General features: G+C 65.7%; 24 protein-coding genes. 22 read left to right on the forward strand and 2 right to left on the reverse strand.

Features of this window, described 5'->3' with window-relative positions; translation table 11 throughout:
- The first annotated feature begins 270 nt into the window (after positions 1-270).
- On the forward strand, positions 271-801 hold the full coding sequence (gene rcdA / locus CSC94_RS16155) for a protease adaptor protein RcdA (RefSeq protein ID WP_099307392.1): 531 nt from the start codon (positions 271-273) through the stop codon (positions 799-801).
- Positions 802-809: 8 nt separating this feature from the next.
- On the opposite strand, the gene CSC94_RS16160 is transcribed toward rcdA, so the two are convergent.
- Positions 810-1,553, reverse strand: coding sequence for a TSUP family transporter (locus CSC94_RS16160; protein ID WP_245408384.1), 744 nt, complete (start codon positions 1,551-1,553; stop codon positions 810-812).
- A gap of 153 nt (positions 1,554-1,706) precedes the next feature.
- Between CSC94_RS16160 and ruvC the strand changes: the two genes are divergently transcribed.
- The 8 genes from ruvC (at position 1,707) to CSC94_RS24890 (ending at position 7,173) form a co-directional block, all read left to right on the forward strand.
- Entirely contained in the window at positions 1,707-2,222 is a 516-nt protein-coding gene (gene ruvC, locus CSC94_RS16165; protein WP_099307393.1) for a crossover junction endodeoxyribonuclease RuvC, read from the forward strand.
- Positions 2,223-2,229: 7 nt separating this feature from the next.
- Positions 2,230-2,646 carry a hypothetical protein gene (locus CSC94_RS16170; RefSeq protein WP_099307394.1) on the forward strand — a complete coding sequence of 139 codons (417 nt, stop codon included), beginning with the start codon at positions 2,230-2,232 and terminating at the stop codon, positions 2,644-2,646.
- The gene (ruvA, locus tag CSC94_RS16175) at positions 2,643-3,257 is read left to right on the forward strand and encodes a Holliday junction branch migration protein RuvA (protein ID WP_099307395.1); all 615 of its coding nucleotides are present in this window, start codon (positions 2,643-2,645) and stop codon (positions 3,255-3,257) included. The genes CSC94_RS16170 and ruvA overlap by 4 nt, the downstream gene beginning before the upstream one ends.
- Positions 3,254-3,790, forward strand: coding sequence for a hypothetical protein (locus CSC94_RS16180; protein ID WP_133122912.1), 537 nt, complete (start codon positions 3,254-3,256; stop codon positions 3,788-3,790). The genes ruvA and CSC94_RS16180 overlap by 4 nt, the downstream gene beginning before the upstream one ends.
- Complete coding sequence (gene ruvB, locus CSC94_RS16185; protein WP_099307397.1) at positions 3,777-4,814, forward strand: Holliday junction branch migration DNA helicase RuvB; 1,038 nt, start codon at positions 3,777-3,779, stop codon at positions 4,812-4,814. Before CSC94_RS16180 ends, ruvB begins: the two co-directional genes overlap by 14 nt.
- Positions 4,815-4,944: 130 nt before the next feature.
- The gene (locus CSC94_RS16190; protein ID WP_099307398.1) at positions 4,945-5,937 is read left to right on the forward strand and encodes a L,D-transpeptidase; all 993 of its coding nucleotides are present in this window, start codon (positions 4,945-4,947) and stop codon (positions 5,935-5,937) included.
- 48 nt (positions 5,938-5,985) lie between these two features.
- Positions 5,986-6,339 (forward strand): hypothetical protein, encoded by a 354-nt coding sequence (locus CSC94_RS16195; RefSeq protein WP_099307399.1) that lies wholly within the window; start codon positions 5,986-5,988, stop codon positions 6,337-6,339.
- A 66-nt stretch (positions 6,340-6,405) separates the two neighbouring features.
- Entirely contained in the window at positions 6,406-7,173 is a 768-nt protein-coding gene (locus CSC94_RS24890) for a hypothetical protein (protein ID WP_205853331.1), read from the forward strand.
- A gap of 6 nt (positions 7,174-7,179) precedes the next feature.
- On the opposite strand, the gene CSC94_RS16205 is transcribed toward CSC94_RS24890, so the two are convergent.
- Positions 7,180-8,427 (reverse strand): glycoside hydrolase family 5 protein, encoded by a 1,248-nt coding sequence (locus tag CSC94_RS16205; protein ID WP_342585962.1) that lies wholly within the window; start codon positions 8,425-8,427, stop codon positions 7,180-7,182.
- Positions 8,428-8,500: 73 nt separating this feature from the next.
- On the opposite strand from CSC94_RS16205, the gene ybgC reads away from it, so the two are divergent.
- The 13 genes from ybgC to CSC94_RS16270 all read left to right on the forward strand — a co-directional run bounded on the left by ybgC (position 8,501) and on the right by CSC94_RS16270 (position 22,833).
- Complete coding sequence (gene ybgC / locus CSC94_RS16210; protein WP_099307401.1) at positions 8,501-8,971, forward strand: tol-pal system-associated acyl-CoA thioesterase; 471 nt, start codon at positions 8,501-8,503, stop codon at positions 8,969-8,971.
- 240 nt (positions 8,972-9,211) lie between these two features.
- Positions 9,212-9,934, forward strand: a complete 723-nt coding sequence (tolQ, locus tag CSC94_RS16215) for a protein TolQ (RefSeq protein WP_099307402.1) — start codon at positions 9,212-9,214, stop codon at positions 9,932-9,934.
- A gap of 24 nt (positions 9,935-9,958) precedes the next feature.
- A complete protein-coding gene (tolR, locus tag CSC94_RS16220) occupies positions 9,959-10,417 on the forward strand; it encodes a protein TolR (protein ID WP_099307403.1) in 459 nt (152 codons plus the stop codon).
- A 3-nt stretch (positions 10,418-10,420) separates the two neighbouring features.
- Positions 10,421-11,467: a cell envelope integrity protein TolA gene (gene tolA / locus CSC94_RS16225; protein WP_099307404.1), complete on the forward strand. Its 1,047-nt coding sequence runs from the start codon at positions 10,421-10,423 to the stop codon at positions 11,465-11,467.
- A gap of 65 nt (positions 11,468-11,532) precedes the next feature.
- On the forward strand, positions 11,533-12,849 hold the full coding sequence (gene tolB, locus CSC94_RS16230; RefSeq protein ID WP_099307405.1) for a Tol-Pal system beta propeller repeat protein TolB: 1,317 nt from the start codon (positions 11,533-11,535) through the stop codon (positions 12,847-12,849).
- Between the two features lie 181 nt (positions 12,850-13,030).
- Positions 13,031-13,537: a peptidoglycan-associated lipoprotein Pal gene (gene pal / locus CSC94_RS16235; protein WP_099307406.1), complete on the forward strand. Its 507-nt coding sequence runs from the start codon at positions 13,031-13,033 to the stop codon at positions 13,535-13,537.
- A gap of 167 nt (positions 13,538-13,704) precedes the next feature.
- Positions 13,705-14,559: a tol-pal system protein YbgF gene (ybgF, locus tag CSC94_RS16240; RefSeq protein WP_165784459.1), complete on the forward strand. Its 855-nt coding sequence runs from the start codon at positions 13,705-13,707 to the stop codon at positions 14,557-14,559.
- Positions 14,546-15,667, forward strand: a complete 1,122-nt coding sequence (tilS, locus tag CSC94_RS16245) for a tRNA lysidine(34) synthetase TilS (RefSeq protein WP_099307408.1) — start codon at positions 14,546-14,548, stop codon at positions 15,665-15,667. Before ybgF ends, tilS begins: the two co-directional genes overlap by 14 nt.
- A 135-nt stretch (positions 15,668-15,802) precedes the next feature.
- On the forward strand, positions 15,803-17,737 hold the full coding sequence (gene ftsH / locus CSC94_RS16250; RefSeq protein WP_099307409.1) for an ATP-dependent zinc metalloprotease FtsH: 1,935 nt from the start codon (positions 15,803-15,805) through the stop codon (positions 17,735-17,737).
- Positions 17,738-17,971: 234 nt separating this feature from the next.
- Positions 17,972-19,324 (forward strand): phosphoglucosamine mutase, encoded by a 1,353-nt coding sequence (gene glmM, locus CSC94_RS16255; RefSeq protein WP_099307410.1) that lies wholly within the window; start codon positions 17,972-17,974, stop codon positions 19,322-19,324.
- A gap of 192 nt (positions 19,325-19,516) precedes the next feature.
- Positions 19,517-20,374, forward strand: a complete 858-nt coding sequence (locus tag CSC94_RS16260) for an outer membrane protein (protein ID WP_099307411.1) — start codon at positions 19,517-19,519, stop codon at positions 20,372-20,374.
- Between the two features lie 230 nt (positions 20,375-20,604).
- Positions 20,605-21,456: an outer membrane protein gene (locus CSC94_RS16265; RefSeq protein WP_099307412.1), complete on the forward strand. Its 852-nt coding sequence runs from the start codon at positions 20,605-20,607 to the stop codon at positions 21,454-21,456.
- A gap of 201 nt (positions 21,457-21,657) precedes the next feature.
- Positions 21,658-22,833, forward strand: a complete 1,176-nt coding sequence (locus CSC94_RS16270; RefSeq protein WP_099307413.1) for a phosphoserine transaminase — start codon at positions 21,658-21,660, stop codon at positions 22,831-22,833.
- Positions 22,834-23,042: the final 209 nt, after the last annotated feature.

A 23,042-nucleotide genomic window follows, 5' to 3' on the forward strand; every position in this document is an offset into this window, starting at 1 on the left:
GTATCCAGTGATCTGGATTCGAACCTGAGTGGCTAGAGCCATTCTGTTTGACGCCTCCCTGTAAAACTTCCACGGGCCGCTTCCCTTGAAGCGGCTCTTTTTTTCGCCCCTACGGGCGGGAAATCCGGGAATTAACCTTTCATTAAACATGTCCTTGCCAGCGGCTGCCGGGACCTGCATTTTCAGACGGGCCACGGTAAGAAGGTGTCCACGTGGCCACGGGCGGGCGTGTCTGGCTGTCCGGGACAGGAGTGCAGGGTTCGAATTCGCATGGTTGAGAGCAAGAAAACGGACGATGGATTGATCCGGCTGGCCGAACGCCGCGTCTTTTCGGAGCGGTTCAAGCCGCTCTACGCGGAGGGCATGGGGCTGGTCGAGGAAGCCGCGACCTATCTCGATGGTGACGGGCGCCGGGCGGCCAAGGGCCTTTCGCGGGTTGCCGCGACGCTCTACGCGGCTGAATCCATGCGCCTGACGACCCGCCTCATGCAGATCGCCTCGTGGCTGCTGTTGCAGCGCGCCGCCAATTCCGGCGAGATGACGCGCGAACAGGTGGCGGCGGAGAAATCGAAGATCCGGCTCGACACCGGTTCGGCGGACATGGCCGCGCCGGGCTGGGACGAACTGCCGGAAACCTTCCGCGACCTGGTCCAGCGTTCGCTCCGGTTGCAGCGCGTGGTGCGCCGGATGGACGCCGAGGTCTACGGCGACCGCGACGCCGCCCCGGGCCGGACTGCCGGAGACGAGAACCCGGTCTCGGCCCAGATCGACCTGCTGAAGACGGCGTTCGGCGGCCGCTGACGGCCGCGTCAGCCGTCCCAGACCGGCAAGGCCGTGACCACGGCAACGAGAATCACGACGAAGGCAAGGCGGCGATAGGCCGCCGCCGAGGCGAGCGGAAAGAGCGCGCGCCCGGCGAGGATGCCCGTGAGGTAAACGGGGGCGGCGACGAGGCCGAGAGCGAGACGGTCGGCCGTCATCATCCCCGTCCCAAGCACGTTGGCGAGCGTCGCGAGGTCGAGGATCAGCAACAAGGCAAAGAGATTGGCGCGAATGACCGCCGGCGGTTCCGGCGAGGCCATCCAGTAGAGAACCGGCGGCGGGCCTGGAATGCCGCCGATCCCGCCGAGGAAACCGGCCAGCGCCCCTATGGTACCGGACAGGAGCGGCGGGCGGGGACCATGGTAGCGCCAGCCGGAGGCGAGCAGGGCGACCGCCAGCAGGACGGCAGCGCAGATCGCCCAGCGCAACGCCAGGGGATCGCCGGTGCGCAGCACGGCGAGGCCGGCCGGCAGCGTCAGCAGGGCGGCCAATGCCAGCGGCAGGACCTCGCGCCAGCGCGTGTAGCGAAGCGCGGGAAGGGCGGCAGGCATTTGCGGCAGGCTGTCGATGATCGCCACCACCACGACGGCGGTCACCGGGTCCCGGGTGGCCGCGAGCACCGGGATGACGATCATGCCCGTTCCGAAGCCTGAAAACCCGCGCACCAACCCTGCCAGCGCGATGGTGGCCAGCACGGCGATCAGGGCGATGTCGAACTCCGGAAGGGTCATGGAAGGCGTTCCTGGGCGGGTGCCTGCCCATAGGCAATCCGCGGCGTTTTGGGAACCGTGAATTCCCATGCTTCGGCCCGGATGCCGGGGTTCTGTTTCTGATTTGTTCACTTTTCGCTGGCAAGCCTGACGCAGTTGGGACAAGGTGGACAGATGGGACAGGCGATTCGAATCATCGGCATCGACCCGGGTTTGCGGAACATGGGGTGGGGCGTCATCGAGACGCTCGGCAATTCCCTGAAGTTCGTGGCCTCGGGAACGGTGCGCTCGGATGGCAAGGCGGATCTGGCCAGCCGCCTGTGCCAGCTGCACGACGGGCTCGCCGAGGTGCTGCACGGTTACCGGCCGGACGAGGCCGCGGTGGAAGTGACCTTCGTCAACAAGGACGCGACGGCGACGCTGAAGCTCGGCCAGGCGCGTGGCGTGGCCATGCTGGTGCCGGCGCGGGCCGGTCTCCCGGTGGCCGAATATGCACCGAACGCAGTCAAGAAAGCGGTGATCGGTGTCGGCCACGGCGACAAGAAACAGATCCAGATGATGCTCAGGGTTCTGATGCCGCGGGCGACATTCGAAAGCGACGACGCGGCCGATGCGCTGGCGATCGCCATTTGCCACGCGCATAACCGGGTGGGCGAGGCGCAGCGGCGCGCGCTCCTGAAGGCGGTGTGAGGGCAGAATGGGCAAGATGCCTTTGAAGGCCTGTTTCGAAGCCGTCGGAACTGTTCCGAAAAACAGCCGGTGGAGCTGGTCGGGACGAAGCACGGACGGCTCGCGGGTATCGGTGACCCTGTGGCAAGACCAGTTCGAAAATGGCGCGACCATTTACCGGTCGACCGGATTTCCTGCCGACGAGGCATGGGTCGGATCACCGGGGCACAATGAGCTGATCGACAACCTGGCCTGGGCAGAAGACCGGCTCGGCGGTGTCGTCAGCGTGATCATCGCAATCGCCAGGGATGCGACGGTATCGCCACGGAGCATCAGGGAATGTTTTCCGGTCAAGAACTGGCGGATGAAAGTCGCGTTTCTCGACCGCAGCAGCGGAGAGTTCATCCTTGAGCGTTTCATCGAACCGGGCGGTGGTGTGACATGATCGGCAAGCTGAAAGGCACGGTGGACGAGGTCGGCGAGGACCACGCGGTGATCGACGTGCACGGCGTCGGCTACGTCGCCTTCTGCCCGGCGCGCACGCTGGCCAACCTCAATGCCGGCGAGGCTGCGGTCCTGTTCATCGAGACCTACGTGCGCGAGGACATGATCCGGCTCTACGGGTTCGGATCGGGGCTGGAGCGGGAGTGGTTCCGGCTGCTGCAAAGCGTGCAGGGCGTGGGCGCCAAGGTGGCGCTGGCGGTGCTCTCCACGCTCACGCCGCCGGAACTCGCCAATGCCATCGCGCTGAAGGATATCGCCATGGTGTCCCGTGCGCCGGGCGTGGGCAAGAAGGTGGCCGAGCGCATCGTCGTCGAACTGAAAGCCAAGGCCCCGGCCTTTGCCGGCGAGGCGGCGGCATCGATCGGCATCAAGCAGGAGATCGGCGAGGGCGTCGCGTCGGCGCCGGTGGCCGATGCCGTCTCGGCGCTGACCAATCTCGGATACTCGCGCGACCAGGCGGCCAATGCCGTGGCGGCGGCTCTGAAGAGCGCGGGCGAGGACGCCGATTCCGCCAGGCTCATCCGGCTTGGCCTGAAGGAACTGGCGCGGTGAGCGAGCGGGCGGGCATACCGATGCGGGGTGGTTGGATGATCCTGCTCTCGGCAACGGTGCTGGGGCCACCCATCGGCGGTTTTCTCCTCGGGCTAGCCATGTCCGCTTTCAGATTCGTGTTGCTCATCGCCTTTCTGATATTCAACGTGGACGTCCCGGAGCATGCTGCGTTGAAACCGTCCGTGGCGCTGGAAATGGCGACCGTTCCCATCTTTCTGGCATACTCTTCCTATGCCGTCGCTGGAATACCGGCATTCCTTTCCGGCCTTGTCGTTGCCATTCATGCGTCGTTCGGCGAACGGCTGACCTTCGGAACCTGCGCTCTTCACGTGCTGTGGATCATGGCGGCCTATCTGCTTTTCACGGGCGGAATCCCTGACGTCCGCTTTCTTGGAGGGTGGCTGGTCGCATATATTCTGCTGGCGATCCCGGCGCTGATTGCAACCTCTGTCCTGCTGCGGTTTTTCCGGCCCTATCTGACCATTGCCAAGCCGGCTGGAACCGGGCAAGAGACGGTGCATGACCGACCCTGAACGCCTCATCTCGGCCGACAAGCGCGGCGAGGACCTGGACGCGACGCTGCGCCCGCAGACGCTGGACGATTTCACCGGACAGGCGGCGGCGCGCGCCAACCTGAAGGTCTTCATCGAGGCGGCCAAGGCGCGCGGCGAGGCGCTGGACCACGTGCTCTTCGTCGGCCCGCCGGGGCTGGGCAAGACCACGCTGGCGCAGATCATGGCCAAGGAACTGGGCGTCAACTTCCGCTCCACGTCCGGGCCGGTGATCGCGAAGGCCGGCGACCTGGCGGCGCTCCTGACCAACCTGGAAGAAGGCGACGTCCTGTTCATCGACGAGATCCACCGCCTCAACCCGGCGGTGGAGGAAATCCTCTATCCCGCAATGGAGGACTTCCAGCTCGACCTGATCATCGGCGAGGGTCCGGCGGCCCGTTCCGTCAAGATCGATCTCGCCAAGTTCACCCTGGTCGCCGCGACGACACGGCTCGGCCTGCTGACCAATCCCCTGCGCGACCGGTTCGGCATCCCGGTGCGCCTGAACTTCTACACGGTGGACGAACTGGAGCAGATCGTGCGGCGGGGCGCGCGCATCATGGGCCTGCCGATGGCGCCGGACGGCGCGGTTGAAATCGCGCGGCGCTCGCGTGGCACGCCGCGTATCGCCGGGCGCCTGCTGCGCCGGGTGCGCGACTTTGCCGAGGTTGCCCGCGCGACCAGTGTCGACAAGACGATTGCCGACGAGGCCCTGACCCGGCTGGAAGTCGACGCCATGGGCCTCGACCAGCTCGACCGGCGCTACCTCAACCAGATCGCGCGCAATTTCGGCGGGGGACCGGTCGGGATCGAAACCATCGCGGCGGCCCTGTCGGAGCCGCGCGACGCCATCGAGGACATCATCGAGCCCTATCTCATCCAGCAGGGCTTCATCCAGCGCACGCCACGCGGCCGGATGCTGACCGGCAACGCCTGGCGGCACCTTGGCCTCGATGTGCCCAAAGACCTTTCGGCATCGCAGACAAACCTGTTCCAGGACGAGTGAAACACGACTCCTGACTGCATTTTTTCGCATAGGGCGAAAATGTTACCAGAATAGATTTCCGAATATTCTTGATTACTGGCATCCTGTCGCCGACGATCCTTGCCGACGTCATTCGACATGGAGAGGTGCCATGCGTTTTTCGAACGTTTCCAGGCGGACATTCGTCACCGGGCTCGCAGGCGGCGGATTGCTGATGCTGGGCGGGCTTGGCCTCGGCCGCGAGGTGATGAAGGAAATCGCGGACCTGAAGCCGGGTGAATTCACCTGGCACCCGGAGCGGGCGCCAGCCGGTGCGTTGGCGGTCGTCGTCTCTCTGCCCGAGCAAAGGGTCCACGTCTACCGCAATGGCGTGCGCATCGCGGTTTCGACCTGTTCCACCGGCAAGCCCGGACATGAAACGCCGACCGGGGTGTTCGTCATCCTGCAGAAGGACAAGCATCACCGCTCATCGACCTACAACAATGCCCCCATGCCGAACATGAACCGGCTGACCTGGTCGGGGGTGGCGCTCCATGCCGGGCGACTGCCGGGCTATCCGGCCAGCCATGGCTGTGTCCGCCTGCCGATGAAATTCTCGGAACTGCTGTTCTCGGTGACGCATCTCGGCACGCCGGTCATCGTCGCGGGGTCGCATTCCGACCCCTGGGAAGTGACCCATCCGGGCATGGTGCTCGGCGCCTACGCGGAATCGGAGTTCGAGCAGGTCCTGGACGGACTGAAGGGCAAGAAGCATCCCTCCGACTGGGCCGAGGCCGAGCGCAACCCGGTGCATACCGTCGTCGCCTCTTCGGCCGACCGGCTGATCGAACTGATCGAAAACGACCAGGTGATCGTCCGCTCGCGGCTCACGATCAGTGGCGGTTCGCTGCTCGGCTCGCATGTCTTCGTTCTCAACGGTGCGCATCATGGTACGCGTGGCATGCACTGGTCGGCGATCAGCCATCACCACGAGGCAGGGGCCGGACCCGGCGCCGGCAACATCATGGGGCGGTTGCAGGCCGACAACAGCTTCGTGCAGGCCATGACCCGGCGGCTGCATCCGGGCATGATCTTCATCACCACCGACGCCTCGCTGACGCCGGACCGGCGCACCGGCCGCGATTTCGTGATCGCCACCAGTTGACGATGCCCCGGACGAACTTCATCCGGGAATGACAGAGGAGGGGAAGCCATGCTTGTTGCTGTTCGAAACGGATGCCTGGCGGGTCTTCTCCCGCTGCTCCTCGCAGCCTGCGCCGGGACATCACCCGGTACGAAGCCGGACCCCGTGCTGACGCCGATGCCCACCCCGTCCCCGGCTCCGGCGCCGATGCGAACGGGGAGCCAGGAAGACGAAGGGGCCTGCGAACGTGCGGTTACCCAGCAGACGAACAACCCGGACGTCGTCACGCTGAGTTCGCAGTTCTCGCAAGCCAATACCGAGGTCATCGTCGGTGTCGGAGCCCAGCGGGCAAGGTGGCGCTGCCTCGTCTCACGTGGCCGGGTGGCCGAGGTGATGTCGCTGACGGATGAAGGCGCGCTCTAGGGCGGGAACAGACAAGAGCCGCGCGGGTCGCGGCCGGATATCGATCGTTGGAACAAGGGTTCGACCATGAGAATGATGCTGTCTGCCAGTGTGGCTTTCCTGGCACTGGGTCTTGCAACCGCACCTTCGGCCGCAAGCGATGAAATCCGCACCGAGACCGTCCACTTCAAGGCCGGGGCTTCCGGAACCACCATCAAGGGCCGCATCAAGGGCTACGGCTCGGTGTCCTACCTGCTTGGCGCAAACGCCGGTCAGGTCATGCGGGTGAAGCTGACAAGCAGGCACACGGCGACCTACTTCAATATCTATGCGCCCGGAAAGGGACCGGGCGACGAAGCCATCGCGGTCTCCGAGATGAGTGACCCCATCAACACCTTCGAGGGTGTCCTGCCTGCCAAGGGCCAGTATACGATCTCCGTTTACATGATGCGCTCGGCGGCACGGCGGAACGAGGTGTCGGACTTCAGCCTCGATATCGCCATCGACGCGAAGGCCTCCGCCGACACCGGCGCATCGTCGGACAGTGCGAAGGCCCAGGGCAGCGATTTCAGTGCGACCGGGCAGGTTCCCTGCGCGCGCTACGCCGGCCAGCCCATGGGCCAGTGCGAGTTCGGCGTGACGCGGGAAGGCAATGGCAACGGGGCCATAACGGTCTTCTGGCCCGACGGCGGGAGCCGCGTGATCTTCTTCGAGATGAACACGCCTGCCAGGTTCGACAAGGCGCAGGCCGATGGAGATGCCGAGATGACCGTCGGCACCAATGCCGACCTCTATCTCGTGACGATCGGAGACCAGCGTTTTGAAATCCCGGAAGCGGTGATGACCGGCGGCTGAGCTCGTCTACCTTGAAGGAAGGCCCCTGATCACGTCGAGGACGTCCGGTTCCGACGGCCTGCCTTCGAAGGCCTCGATGACGCCGAAGGCACCGCCAAAGCCCCATAGCGACCAGCCGAACCCGTGATCCTCCGCCAGCCGTATCATGTCGCCGTAGTAGGCGGCGCGCCAGGCGGGGGCGGTGCGGAACTCGTGGTCGTATTCCTGCCGGATCATGCCGAATTCGCCGAGGAGGATGTTTTCCCTGGCGATGCCATGGCGGTCGGCCCAGTCTGCGACCTGGTCGAACGGGGTGCCGATGACGACCTTCAGATCTTCCGGGCTGTCGATCTTCGCCAGTTCCTCCTCGACGAAGGAGATGATGCCGGCGCGGCGCAGCCACGGAGCCTCGGCTCTGACGCGGGCGCGGATGGCCTTCAGCGCCGCCGCGGTTTCCCGCGCATTCGCGCCGTAGGGCGGATAGGGAAGGCCGGTCGCGTAGGGGCTGATGTCGCCGGTCCAGCCGGCACCCTGGTGCGTGAGAATGAACGGCGCGTAGGAGTGGAAGCTCCAGACCAGGTTGTCATCGGGGAAACGGGACGGATCGAGCGCGACAAGGCCGTCGGCCCCGCCCCAGCAGGCCCCCGAGACGACGAGCGTCGTCCGCGGCGCCGCCGCGCGGGCCGTCGCCACCAGCCGCTGGAGACGGTCCGACCAGGTCTCGGCCTGCCGGCCGGAACAGTCCGCCGTCGGTTCGTTCATCAGTTCCAGCGCAACGCGGGCCGGATCGGTATCGGCGACGAGCGCCGCCATGTCGCGAACCAGCCCGACATAGCGGTCGAAGGCGGCTTCGTCGGTCATCAGGTCATTGGTGCCGATGGACCGGTTCTCCCCGCCGGGAATGGCATGCAGGTCGACGATGACATCCAGGCCCGCGCCGACGATCATGGCGACTGTATCGCGCACGGAAGCCATCAGGCGGCCACGCAGGCTGCCGGTTTGCGAAGAGAGGAAGACGGCGGGATCGACGGGCAGGCGAACCATGGTGAAGCCGTCGCGGGCAAGGGCCTTCAGGTCACCGGCGTCGAGGAAACGCCGCCATTCGGGAAAGGGCAGGATGACGCCGGCGTCCCCCCAGGCGCTTTCATCCGGCCAGGTCGTCCAGAGGTCCATGGACAGGCCGCGTCCCGGCTTGAAGCTTGATGCCGTGGCGAAGGTCTGCAAAGGCAAAAGTAGCAGCGCCAGCGTGGTCAAGGTCTTGATCAGGGCGTTCATCGGTGCCATCCCGGGTTCGTCTTCCGTCCATCCTGGCACGGGAGGGGTTACCGGCAGGCAAAGGACGGCGGCGATGACGAATGCGACGGACAGGACAGGCTCTCCCTCGGCCCCGCTTGCCGGAGAACTGACCGACGCCGGGCATCGGCTGCTGGCGCGGGTCTACTATGCCGATACCGATTTTTCCGGCGTCGTCTACCATGCGCGTTACCTGGAATTCCTGGAGCGCGGCCGGTCCGATTACCTGCGGCTGGCCGGCGTCCACCACACCGAGCTTGCCGAGGGCAGCCTCGGCGAAAAGATCGTCTGGGTGGTCCGGCGCATGGAAATCGATTTCCGCCAGCCGGCGCGCATCGACGACGTGCTGGAGGTCGAAACCCGCACGGACGCGATCTCCGGGGCGCGCATCTTCATGGCGCAGCGCATCCTGCGCGGGGATACGGTGCTGATCGAGGCGCGCGTGGAGGCGGCGATCATGTCCGATACCGGCAAGCCGCGCCGGTTTCCGAAGGAATGGAAATCGATTTTCCTGCCCGGGGCCTGATCGGGACGGCGGTTTCGGGCGACAGGTCCTAACGGATCGTTTACCATGTTGCGCCATGCTGACAATGCGGCGCCGTGCGCTTGCCGTGCGCCTTTGTTTAACCATGATTTGCCCGGAAAAGGCCCGTAATGGCATGCTTTTGAACAAAAGCGCCTCGATATCCGGATAGCCACGAAACATGCGGCCGGGACGCCTCGCAACGCTCATGATGCGCCCGGCGGCGAAGGGAACGATACCGAAATGGAACAACTCGCTCTCGCGGCACCCCAGGCCGACGTCTCCATCTGGGGCCTGTTCATGCAGGCGGGATGGGTGGTCAAGCTGGTCATGATCGGCCTGCTGTCGGCCTCGATCTGGACCTGGGCGATCATCATCGACAAGCTCATCTCCTATTCGCGGATGCGCCTGGCGCTGAACCGCTTCGAGGAGGTGTTCTGGTCGGGCCAGTCGCTGGAAGAGCTTTACCGCACGCTGTCGGACCGCAAGACGACCGGCATGGGCGCGGTCTTCGTGGCGGCCATGCGGGAATGGAAGAAGAGCTTCGAGAAGGGCGCGCGCTCGCCGATGGCGCTGCAGACGCGCATCGACAAGGCGATGGACCTGGCGCTCGGCCGCGAGATGGAGCGGCTGGAGAGCCGGCTCGGGTTCCTCGCGACGATCGGCTCGGCCGGCCCGTTCATCGGCCTGTTCGGCACCGTCGTCGGCATCATGACCTCGTTCCAGGCGATCGCCGGGTCCAAGTCGACCAACCTGGCGGTCGTGGCGCCGGGCATCGCCGAGGCGCTGCTGGCCACGGCCATGGGCCTGCTGGCCGCCATCCCGGCCGTCGTCGCCTACAACAAGCTGACGTCGGATGCCGGCAAGCTGGGCGCCCGCATGGAAGGGTTCGCCGACGAATTTTCCGCCATCCTCTCGCGCCAGATCGACGAGCGCAGCCACGTGCGCGCCCAGGCCGCCGAGTAAGCCGGGACAGGGAGAACAGCCGCGATGGGCATGAGCACGGGATCCATGGCCGGCGCCAGCCGGGGCCGCGGGCACAGACGCCGCGGCCGGCGTCACTCGATGATGTCGGAAATCAACGTCACGCCGTTCGTCGACGTCATGCTGGTGCTGCTGATCATCTTCATGGTCGCCGCGCCGCTGCTGACGACCGGCGTTCCGGTGGACCTGCCGAAGACCGAGGCGGCGCCGATGAACTCGGAAAACCAGCCGCTGGTCGTTTCCGTCGACCGGCAGGGCAAGATCTTCATCCAGGAGGAAGAGATCGCCTATGACAACCTCGTCGCCAAGCTGCAGGCGATCCGCTCGACGGGATCGGATGCGCGCATCTTCGTGCGCGGCGACAAGGACATCGACTACGGCACGGTCATGCGCGTGATGGCGCGCATCCAGTCCGGCGGGTTCTCCAACGTGGGACTCGTCACGCTGCAGGAGGACAATGGCTGAGCGATGAAGGCGGGGCTGACCACATCGCTGGTGCTGCACGCCGGGCTGCTGGCCTTCGGCCTCGTCAGCCTTGCCGCGCCCAAGCCGTTCGAGGTGGTGGAGGACGCCATCCCGGTGTCGACGATCAGCGAGACGCAACTGGCGCAGTTGGTGAAGGGCGACAAGAAGGCGCCGGTCGACGAGACGCCGGCACCCAAGCCGACCACGCGGCCCGACGAGGTGCCGGAAGCCAAGAACGTGGGCGACAACTCGGCCGACCTCGCCAACGCGCCGACGCCGGATCCGCGGCCGCGGGAGATCGAGGCTTCGGCGGCGCCGAAGGCCGAGCCCGACCCGGCGCCCGTCCCGGTTCCCGTGCCCGATCCGAAGCCGGAGCCGCAGGTGACGCCCAAGCCGGTGCCGGCGACCGAACTGGCCTCCAAGCCGGCGCCGCGCGAGGAAGTGAAGCCCGATCCGGTCAAGGAAGCGATCCAGGACGCCCCCGCGGCGAGCGAGACGGCGCTGAAGCTGCCGGAAAGCGCGCCCCTGCCGACGCCGCGGCCGACACCGCCGGCCCAGACCGCCAAGGCGCCGGACCGCAAGGATTCGGAGAAGCCGGCACAGCAAGCCAAGCCGTCGGCGCAGAAAAGCGAAACGGCATCGCTCGACGACCAGGTGAAGGCCCTGATCAACCAGGAAAAGGCGTCGGGCGGCGGCCAGAAGCGGGAGACGCGGCAGGCGGCGGCGGGCAACGATCGGACCAACGCGCCGAAACTGACGCGCGCCGAGATGGACGTGCTACGCGAGCAGCTTGGCGGCTGCTGGTCGATCGATGCCGGCATTTCCGACCCCGACAAGCTCAAGGTGTCGGTACGCTTCAACCTCGACGAAAACGGCAAGCTTGACGGCGTGCCGGAAGTCACCAAATCCTCCGGGAATTCCCAGTTCGACCGGACAGCCGTGCGCGCGATCCAGAAGTGCGACATGCGCGGGCTGGCCGTGCCTCCCGGAAAATTCGAGACGTGGCGCGAAGTCATCGTCAATTTCGACCCGGCCGACATGTTCTACTGACGGCCTGCAACCCTTATCAGCCGGCAGGTGCGGTCCGGCAGGAAAACAAGAGACGAGAGGGATCCATGAAGTCCTTTGTCAAAGCCGCGTTGATTGTCCTTGCCGCCTTCGCGGGAAGCCTGAACCTCGCCGTTCAGCCCGCCCGGGCGCTGGTCGAGATCGACGTCAACCGCGGCGTCGTGGAGCCGCTGCCCATCGCGATCACGGATTTCCTGTCCGGCGACGACATGGGCGTGAAGGTCACCGACGTGATCACCGCCAACCTGCAGCGCTCCGGCCTGTTCAAGCCGGTCGACAAGGCGGCGTTCATCGAGAAGGTCACCAACCCGGACGTGGCGCCGCGCTTCGAGGACTGGAAGGTCGTCAATGCCCAGGCGCTGGTGACCGGACGCGTGACGCGCGAAGCCGACGGGCGCCTGAAGGCGGAATACCGCCTGTGGGATACCTTCGCCGGCAAGCAGATCACCGGCGAGCAGTTCTTCACCAGCGAGAGCAACTGGCGCCGCGTCGCCCACATCATCTCCGATGCCATCTACAAGGCACTGACCGGCGAGAAGGGCTATTTCGATACCCGCGTCGTCTTCGTCGATGAATCCGGGCCGAAAAATGCCCGCCAGAAGCGTCTCGCGATCATGGACCAGGACGGCGCCAACCTGCGCTACCTGACCAAGGGCGGCGACCTGGTGCTGACGCCGCGTTTCTCGCCGAACCGCCAGGAAATCACCTACATGTCCTATGCCGGTGGCCAGCCGCGGGTCTACCTGCTGCAGATCGAGACCGGGCAGCGCGAACTGGTCGGGGACTTCCCGGGCATGACCTTTGCGCCGCGCTTCTCGCCAGACGGGCAGAAGGTGATCATGACGCTCGGCCGGGACGACGGCAATGCCAACATCTATGCCATGGACCTGCGGTCTCGCACGACGCAGCGGCTGACGGCGGCAAATGCCATCGACACCTCGCCGTCCTACTCGCCGCAGGGCGACCGGATCGTGTTCACCTCCGACCGTGCCGGCCGGGCGCAGATCTACGTCATGGGGGCCGACGGCTCGAACCCGCAGCGGATTTCCTTCGGCGACGGCACCTACTCGACGCCGGTGTGGTCGCCGCGCGGCGACCTGGTCGCCTTCACCAAGCAGTCGGGTGGCGATTTCTCGATCGGCGTCATGCGGCCGGACGGGTCCGGCGAGCGCATCCTGACGACGGGCTTCCTCAACGAGGGACCGACCTGGGCGCCGAACGGACGTTACCTGATGTTCTTCCGCGAGCAGCCCGGCGGCGGCGGTCCGAAGCTTTTCTCGATCGACCTGACCGGCCGGAACGAGCAGCCGGTGCCGACGCCGAATTTCGCCTCCGACCCGGCCTGGTCGCCGCTTCTGGATTGATCCCGCGGACGAAAAAGGCGGAAACGCGCCGCGTTTCCGCCGCATTCGCGGCTAGTGTGCGCGACACGGGGTACAAGAGGGGCGTCAACGAAAAATTTACCCTCTTTCTTGACCCGGCCTTAACCCCGACGTGGTTATCAAAATATCAACGAACCGCAAAGAACTTGAAGGACTTTCGGCCATGCAGCGTCTTGCCACGCTTACCCGCAACCCGGCCATGATCGCGCTTGTCGCCGGTCTTTCGCTGGCCGGCTGCGCTTCCAAGAAAACCATTCCCAACAATGCTGCCGATATCGGGCTTGGCGCCAATGCCGCGACGCCGGGATCGTCACAGGATTTCACCGTCAATGTCGGCGACCGGATCTTCTTCGACACCGACTCCTCGTCCATCCGCGCGGATGCACAGCAGACGCTGTCGCGCCAGGCGCAGTGGCTGACGCGCTACGGAAGCTACCGCATCACCATCGAAGGCCATGCCGACGAACGCGGGACGCGCGAATACAACCTGGCGCTCGGCGCCCGGCGCGCCGCGGCAACGCGCGATTACCTGGTCTCCCAGGGTGTCGCCGCCAGCCGCATCAAGACGATTTCCTACGGCAAGGAACGGCCGGTCGCGGTGTGCGACGACATTTCCTGCTGGTCGCAGAACCGTCGCGCGGTCACCGTGCTCAACGGGGCCGGAAGCTGAGGCGGAAACTGCCTGCGTGACACCTGTCTCACGGCCCCGCCCCGGCGGGGCCGTTTCTCGTTCGGTGCGCAGAAAACAAAATTTGGCCGAAGTCCGCCGCCTTGATACAAGGGTGATGCCTGTCCGACGGGCAGGCTCAGGCAACAGAAACGGGGATCGAAATGCGCTTGAAGATCGCACTCCTCGCCGTGATGCTGGCTGCCGTGCCGATGACCGGTACGATGGCGCAGACCTATGACCCGCGAGTGACGCAACTCGAAGAACAGGTCCGGCAGCTGAACGGCAGGATCGAAGAGCTGAACTTCCAGCTCCTGCAGATGCAGGAGACGTTGCGCAAATCGCAGGAGGACAACGAGTTCCGCCTGCAGCAACTGGAAGAGAAGCGTTCGCAATCAGTGAAGTCGACCGACGGCAAACATGCCTCGGCGGACGAACGGCCCATGGATGCGACGGACGAGGGAAACTCGTCCGTCGCGGACGCCGGCAAGGACGCGACCGGCGTCGACTGGGCCAAGGCCGGGTCCGGCAGCGACAAGCTCGGCGACCCGCCGCGCTCGCTCGGAACGCTCGAGGTGGACAAGGACGGCAATGTCAACGGTGCGGGGGCATCGCAGGACGTCGCGGCGGTGCCGCAGTCCGACAGTCCGGAAAGCCTCTACAGCGATTCCTACCAATATGTCCTGGCCGGCGACTACAAGGCGGCGGAGGCCGGATTCCGGGCCTATGCCGAGCGTTATCCGGACGGGCCTCAGATCGCGGATGCGACCTACTGGCTGGGTGAATCGCTGATTGGCCAGGAACGCTATCCCGAGGCCGCCGAAGTACTGCTCAACGCAACCAAGACCTATCCGAAGTCCGGCAAGGCGCCCGACATGATGCTCAAGCTCGGCGTTTCGCTGGCGGCGATGAAGAAGATGGAAATTGCCTGCGCGACCTACGAGGCGATCGGGAAGAAATACCCGGGTGTCTCGTCCGCCATGCGCGAACGGATTGCCCAGGAACAGGCCCTTGCCGGCTGCTGACATCCTGCGCCGGCCCGACGAAGCGGCGCCGATGCCGGCCCCGCCTGCTGCCGATCTCAACGAATTTCTGAATACACCCCTTGCCCTGGCCGTTTCCGGCGGTGGCGATTCCATGGCGCTGCTGCATCGCGTGGCGGACCTGCGGCCGGGACGGCGCGACGGGCTCCTGGCGCTGACCGTCGATCACCGGCTGCGGCCGGAAGCTGCCGGGGAAGCGCGCCAGGTGGCCGATCATTGCGCCCGGCTCGGCATCCGCCACCGCACGCTCGCCTGGAGCGGGCCGAAGCCTGTTTCCGGGCTGATGGAAGCGGCGCGGCTTGCCCGCTACCGCCTGCTTGCCGACGCTGCCGCCGGAGCCGGGTGCGCCGCGGTGCTGACGGGGCATACGCGCGACGACCAGATTGAAACCCTCTCGATGCGCGCCGGGCGCGGCGCGGGGCGGGGACTGGCCGGTATGGCGCCGGCAACGCTGTACGGGGGACGCATCTGGTTCCTGCGGCCGCTGATGGCCTGGCGGCGGCAGGCCCTGCGCCACGAACTCGCCGACCGTGGCCTTGGCTGGCTCGAGGATCCGTCCAACGCCGATCCCCGATACGAGCGGGTCCGCGTTCGCGGATCGCTGTCCCCGGATTCGCCGGATGCCGCGCGCCTGCTGGAAACGGCGCGGGAGACAGGCAGTCAACGCATCCTGCTGGCCCGGCGGGCCGCGGCCATCGTGCTCGACCCGTCCTCCTTCGACCCCTCCGGATGGCCGGAAACGCTGCTGTTCAGGACCGCGGGCCGGGACCTGCCGGGCGATGCGCTTGCGGAAGCCGCGGCCCAGGCCTCGCGGCTGCTGACCGGCCACCTGTACGGGCCCTCCGGCGATGCGCGGAGCCAGGTTGCCTCGCTTCTGACCGGACCGGGCGGCGTGGCCTTCACGGCTGCCGGCGCGGTGTTCCGGAAAACGCGCGACGGGGTGCGCATCGAACGGGATCCGCGATGGCGGGGACGGGGCGGCCAGGTGCCCGAACTCATCCCATCCTTCGACCACGCGGTTTTCGATGCGCTGGCCCGGCGGACGGACCTGCCGGAGTTCCCGCCCGTGCCGATTGGAGGCGAGGTGTAACCATATGCGGCATTTGGTCTCCCGAAGGGTCCGGAAATCGGTCGCAGTGCTTGGCAATGCCTTGCCGCGATCCTATGTTAGACCGACACAACGGAATTTCGAGCAGCGCGGAAATCTGCGCCGACAGGACGGAACATGAACCCGAATTACCGCAACCTCGTTCTCTGGGGGATCATCGCCGTCCTCCTGATCGCCCTGTTCAACCTGTTCCAGACGCCGCAGCAGCGCAGCGCGGCGCGCGAGATCCCCTACTCGCAGTTCGTCCAGGAAGTGGATTCGGGACGGGTAAAGACGGTGACGATCTCCGGCGACCGGATCACTGGCACCTACAGCGACAACGGGGCCGGGTTCCAGACCTATTCGCCGGGCGACAGCAATCTCGTCTCGCGGCTTGAAAGCCGGAACATCACGATCAATGCCCGGCCCGAGAGCGACGGTTCGAGCTCGCTGACCAGCGTGCTGCTGTCCTGGCTGCCGATGATCATCATCCTCGGCGTCTGGATCTTCTTCATGCGCCAGATGCAGTCCGGCTCCGGCCGCGCCATGGGGTTCGGCAAGTCGAAGGCCAAGCTGCTCACCGAAGCGCACGGGCGTGTCACGTTTGCCGATGTGGCCGGCGTGGACGAGGCCAAGGCCGATCTGGAGGAAATCGTCGAGTTCCTGCGCGATCCGCAGAAGTTCCAGCGGCTTGGCGGGCGCATCCCGAAGGGCGTGCTGCTCGTCGGCCCTCCCGGAACGGGCAAGACGCTGCTGGCCCGTTCGGTGGCCGGCGAGGCCAACGTGCCCTTCTTCACGATCTCCGGTTCGGACTTCGTAGAAATGTTCGTCGGCGTCGGCGCCAGCCGCGTGCGCGACATGTTCGAGCAGGCCAAGAAGAACTCGCCCTGCATCATCTTCATCGACGAAATCGATGCGGTGGGCCGTCATCGCGGCGCCGGTCTCGGCGGCGGCAATGACGAGCGCGAGCAGACGCTGAACCAGCTCCTCGTCGAGATGGACGGTTTCGAGGCCAATGAATCGATCATCCTGATCGCGGCGACGAACCGCCCCGACGTTCTCGACCCGGCGCTGCTGCGCCCGGGCCGTTTCGACCGGCAGGTCGTGGTGCCGAACCCGGACCTGGTCGGCCGCGAGAAGATCCTCAAGGTGCACGTGCGCAACGTGCCGCTGGCGCCGAATGTCGATCTCAAGACGATCGCCCGCGGCACGCCGGGCTTCTCCGGCGCGGACCTGATGAACCTCGTCAACGAGGCGGCCCTGATGGCGGCGCGGCGCAACAAGCGCCTGGTGACGATGCAGGAGTTCGAGGACGCCAAGGACAAGGTGATGATGGGCGCGGAGCGCCGTTCGACCGCGATGACCCAGGCGGAGAAGGAACTGACCGCCTATCACGAGGCCGGTCACGCCATCGTTGCGCTGAACGTGCCGTCGGCCGACCCGGTGCACAAGGCGACCATTATCCCGCGCGGCCGCGCGCTCGGCATGGTCATGCAGCTGCCGGAAGGCGACCGCTACTCGATGAGCTACAAGTACATGATCTCCCGTCTGGCGATCATGATGGGCGGACGCGTGGCCGAGGAGCTGAAGTTCGGCAAGGAGAACATCACCTCTGGCGCCTCGTCCGATATCGAGCAGGCGACGAAGCTGGCGCGGGCCATGGTTACGCAGTGGGGCTTTTCCGACAAGCTCGGACAGGTCTCTTACGGCGAGAACCAGCAGGAAGTGTTCCTCGGCCATTCGGTGGCGCAACAGAAGAACATCTCGGAAGCCACGGCGCAGATCATCGATGGCGAAGTGCGGCGGCTCGTCGACGAGGCCTATGCGAGCGCGACCGACATCCTGACGACGAAGAAGGACGAGTGGATCGCGCTGGCCGAAGGCCTGCTGGAGTACGAGACGCTGTCGGGCGACGAGATCAAGCAGCTGCTTGCCGGCGAGAAGCCGTCGCGTGACATGGGCGATGACACGCCTCCGTCCCGCGGATCGGCGGTGCCGAAGGCCGGCGAATCGCGCAAGAAGAAGGGCGGCGACGAGCCGGAGACCGGCATGGAGCCGCAGCCGCAGGGCTGATCCGGGGCTTCCCTGCCGGCAAGGGACCAGAGACAGACCCGTCGCGCGCCTGCGCGGCGGGTTTTTCGTTAGCCAGGCGCGGGCGCGCAAGCCGCCGATTTTCATTGACGGTTAACCACGTTTGCAGTTCAAGCGGGCACGAAAGCCTTTCGTTACATTGAAAAACATATTTTGATGCCGGGTCATCGGTGACTTGTGGCAAAAAAGATCGGCTCAGGGGTTACGGGAAAAATCATGACTCGCAAGTATTTTGGAACCGACGGCATTCGTGGTCGTGCCAACAGCAATCCCATGACACCGGATATCGCGATGAAGGTCGGGATGGCTGCAGGCCTCTCCTTCCATCGCGGATCGCACCGGCACCGGGTTGTCATCGGCAAGGACACCCGCATTTCCGGCTACATGCTCGAGAACGCGCTCGTGGCCGGATTCTGTGCCGCCGGCATGGACGTGTTCCTGCTCGGCCCGATCCCGACGCCCGCCGTCGCCATGCTGACGCGCTCGCTGCGCGCCGATATCGGCGTCATGCTGTCGGCGTCGCACAATCCCTACTACGACAACGGCATCAAGCTGTTCGGTCCCGATGGCTACAAGCTGTCCGACGAGATCGAGATGCGCATCGAGGCGATGCTCGACGTCGACCTGTCGATGCGGCTGGCCGATGGCGACAGCCTCGGCAAGGCCAAGCGCGTCGACGGCGTGCACGACCGCTACATCGAATTCGCCAAGCGCACCCTGCCGCGGTCGCTTTCGCTGTCCGGCATGCGGGTGGTGGTCGACTGCGCCAACGGCGCGGCCTACAAGGTGGCCCCGGCCGTGCTGTGGGAACTGGGCGCAGAGGTCGTGACGATCAACAACGAGCCGAACGGCACGAACATCAACCAGGAGTGCGGGTCGACCCACCCGGTCGGGCTGATGCAGAAGGTTCACGAAGTCCGCGCCGACATCGGGATCGCGCTGGACGGCGATGCCGACCGCGTGCTGATCGTCAACGAGCGCGGCGAGGTGATCGACGGCGACCAGATCATGGCGCTGATCGCGGAAAGCTGGCTGGAAAGCGGCCGGCTGCGCGGCGGCGGCGTCGTGGCGACCATCATGTCCAACCTCGGCATGGAGCGTTTCCTGACGGACCGGGGCCTGGAACTGCACCGCACCAAGGTCGGCGACCGCTACGTGGTGGAACACATGCGGGCGCACGGGTTCAACGTGGGCGGCGAGCAATCGGGCCACGTCGTGCTGTCGGATTTCTCGACCACCGGCGACGGGCTCGTCTGCGCGCTGCAGGTGCTTGCCTGCATCAAGCGTTCGGGCAAGCCGGCCAGCGAGGTCTGCAACAAGTTCGAAGCGGTTCCGCAGGTGCTCAAGAACGTGCGCTACGGCACGGCCAAGCCGCTCGAGGAGGCGGTTGTCCAGAAGGCGATCGAAGCGGGCCGGGACAAGCTCGGCAAGAGCGGGCGTCTCGTCATCCGCCCGTCCGGCACGGAGCCGCTGATCCGGGTGATGGCCGAAGGCGACAACCGCGACCTGGTCGAGGCCGTGGTCGACGACATCGCCGGCGTCATCGCAGAGCTGCGCAACGCCGCCTGACCTTCCGGGAGATCCGGAGAAACGAGCCCGTCATGCCATCGGCATGGCGGGCTTTTTCATGCCGGAACCTTCGATCATGGTTAATTCTAAAGCTTAAGTGGCCCTTAACCTTTCCGCCTCATTATCCTTAACCGGAATCCATGTCCGTCCCCGGTATCGAAGGCACGGGGCGGCAAACAAGAGGTCACTATCATGTTGCAGCTTCGCTCTGGCGTCATCCTTGCCGTATTGGGAGGCTTGACGGCCGGTACCGCCCAGGCGGCCGATCTCTACGAACCCGACGTGGTCGAAGCACCGGCGCCGGTGCAGACCTATGTCGAGCCGGCTCCGGAAGTCGGAACGAGCTGGTACATCCGCGGCGATGTCGGTTACAGCATCAACGACCTGCGGGGTGCCTACTTCCTCCAGGGAACGGCCGGCGGAGCGCCCGGGTACAACAATTTCACCACTGCCAATCTCGACAATTCGTGGCTGGTCGGCGGCGGTATCGGCGTGAACATCTCCCGTCACCTGCGCGCGGACATCACGCTCGACTACATGACGAAGGCGAAGTTCAAGGGCTCGACCACGGGCACCTGCGGCGGCGTCCCGTGCACCTCTTCCGACACGTCGGGCCTGAGCGCCCTCGTGGTTCTCGCCAACGCCTATGTCGATGTCGGCACCTGGCACGGGATCACCGGCTACGTCGGCGGCGGTATCGGTGGTGCGCACGTCAAGTGGGACGACCTCATCAACGTGGCGCCGACAGGCACCGTGCGCCATACCGGCTACTCGTCGGCCCGCTTCGCCTACGCGCTGACGGCCGGTGCGTCCTACTGCCTGACCAACAATCTCGAACTCGACGCCAGCTACCGCTACACGCGGATCTCCAGCGGCGACATGTTCCTCTACAAGACCGGCGGCGGCCCCGGCTACGATCGTGGCCTGAGCTCCCACGCGGTGCGGGCGGGCCTGCGCTACTCCTTCGGCGGTTCGGGCAATTCCCCGCGCTGCGCACCGGAGCCGGAAGTGGTCTCGTACCAGCCGGAACCGATGCCGGTCTACAAGTAAGACAGGACCCGCCTCTCCCGGCAACGGGAGCCGGAAAAATTTCCAATGCCCGCGCGACCCCGTCGCGCGGGTATTTTCATGTCTTTCGACACGATCCGGCCGCCCGGAGCGCGCCATCGCGGAAATAGCAGTCATGCTTAACCGCAACTTAACCATCATGGTTAATGCTGGGACACAGTCGAGTTATGGCCGCCGGTTCGGGTGCGGCACGAATAGCCGGAGTGTCCAAGATGAAGAAACGTTTCCTGCTTGCCCAAGCCGTCGCCCTGGCGCTGTTCGCCGGCGCTCCAGCGGCCCTCGCAGCCGACTACGAGCCGACGATCATTCCGGCCGACACCGGTCCGGTGGACGAGTACAAGCCGGTCGAGATCGGCACCGGCTGGTATATCCGCGGCGATATCGGCTACTCGATTTCCACCTCGGGCGGCGCCGATCCCTACCGGACCTATTTCGGCGGTGCCTACGGATCGCATGCCTGGGACATGGCGCGGATCGACAGCGACTGGAGCGCCTCGATCGGCTTCGGTTACCGGTTCAACGACTGGCTGCGCACCGACTTCACCGCCGACCGGTTCACCGGAAACTTCACCGGCAAGACGAGCGATCCGTTCTCCTGCGCCGGTCCGGCCGACCCGACCACGGGTTGCGCCTCCAATGACAGCGCCAGCTTCACCGCCTATTCGCTGATGGCCAATGCCTATGTCGACCTGGGCACGGTGGTGGGCATCACGCCCTACCTCGGCGCCGGCGCCGGCGTGACCTTCATGAACTGGGGCGACCTGACCAACTCGGTCTACTGTGTCGACGGCACGGCCACCTGCGCATCCGGCGCGGTCACCAGCGTCACGCATACGGGCATAAACTCGGCGCGCTTCACCTGGGCGCTGATGGCAGGCGCCAGCTACGACGTCACCGAGAACCTGAAATTCGATCTCGGCTACCGCTATCGCAAGGTCTCGGCCGGCGGCATGTTCGACTTCGACTCCGCCTCCCAGTCGGCCGGTGCGACAGGCGCGCAGGGCCGCGACAAGGGCCTGTCGAGCCACGAGATCCGGGTCGGCCTGCGCTACGAACTCTGGTAAGCGCTTCTTCGGCAACGCGCATTTTCAACGGCGGTCCCCCGGGGCCGCCGTTTTCCGTTTGCGCCCGGGTGGCGCTATGAGGATACAAAATGACGCGTTGCAACAATTGCGCTTGACTTGGAGGGGCAAGCCAGAGTAACGCCGTCAGCGGGCCACTCCTCCCCACCGAGGAGCGTGCTATCTGGAAGGGTAGGTTACAACATGACACAGATCTCGAAGCCGGACGTCCGTCCGGCCAATCCCAATTTCTCATCCGGTCCCTGTGCAAAACGTCCCGGCTGGTCCCTCGAGGCCCTGTCAGGCGCTGCCCTCGGCCGCTCGCATCGCGCCAAGATCGGCAAGGCCAAGCTGGCCGAGGCCATCGACCTGACGCGCGAGGTTCTCCAGGTTCCCGCCGACTACCGCATCGGCATCGTGCCGGCTTCCGACACGGGCGCGGTGGAAATGGCCATGTGGTCGCTGCTCGGCGAGCGCGGCGTGGACATGGTTGCCTGGGAAAGCTTCGGTTCGGGCTGGGTGACGGATGCCGTCAAGCAACTCAAGCTCGACGACGTGCGCAAGTTCGAGGCCGGCTACGGCGAACTGCCGGATCTCGGCGCCGTCGACTTCGACCGCGACGTGGTCTTCACCTGGAACGGCACCACGTCCGGCGTCCGGGTGCCCAATGGCGATTTCATCCCCGCCGGCCGCAAGGGCCTGACCATCTGCGACGCCACCTCGGCGGCTTTCGCACAGGACCTGGATTTCGCCAAGCTCGACGTGGTCACCTTCTCCTGGCAGAAGGTGCTCGGCGGTGAGGCGGCGCACGGCATGCTGATCCTCAGCCCGCGCGCGGTGGAGCGGCTGGAGAGCTACTCGCCGAAGTGGCCGATGCCGAAGATCTTCCGCATGACCAAGGGCGGCAAGCTGATCGAGGGCATCTTCAAGGGCGAAACGATCAACACGCCGTCCATGCTGGCCGTCGAGGACTATCTCGATGCGCTGAAGTGGGCGAAGGCGATCGGCGGGCTTCCCGCGCTGATCGCCCGGGCGGACGCCAACGCCAGGGTCATCAACGATTTCGCCGCCCGGTCGGGCTGGCTTGCCAACCTGGCGAAGGTGCCGGAAACCCGCTCGAACACGTCCGTGTGCCTGTCGATCACCGATGCGGAGATCGCCGCGCTCGACGCCGACCAGCAGGCGGCCTTCGCCAAGGCCATGGTCTCGGCGCTGGACAAGGAAGGCGTGGCCTATGACATCGGCGCCTACCGCGATGCCCCGTCCGGCCTTCGCATCTGGGCCGGTGCAACGGTGGAGACTTCCGACCTGGAAGCGCTGATGCCGTGGCTCGAATGGGCTTTCCAGTCACAGAAGGCGGCGCTCAAGGCTGCGGCCTGACCGCGCGTTCCTGCCGGGCGGCCCGCCGGCCGCCCGCATTTTCATCGACATTTCCAAGATCATTGCCCATTGGAGGACAAGTCCATGGCACCCCGCGTTCTCGTATCCGATGCCCTTTCCGAAACCGCCGTGCAGATTTTCCGCGACCGTGGGGTCGAGGTGGATTTCATGCCGAAGCTCGGCAAGGACAAGGAGAAGCTGCAGGAAAT

Origin of the sequence: Zhengella mangrovi (assembly GCF_002727065.1) — a bacterium.
GTDB lineage: Bacteria > Pseudomonadota > Alphaproteobacteria > Rhizobiales > Rhizobiaceae > Zhengella > Zhengella mangrovi.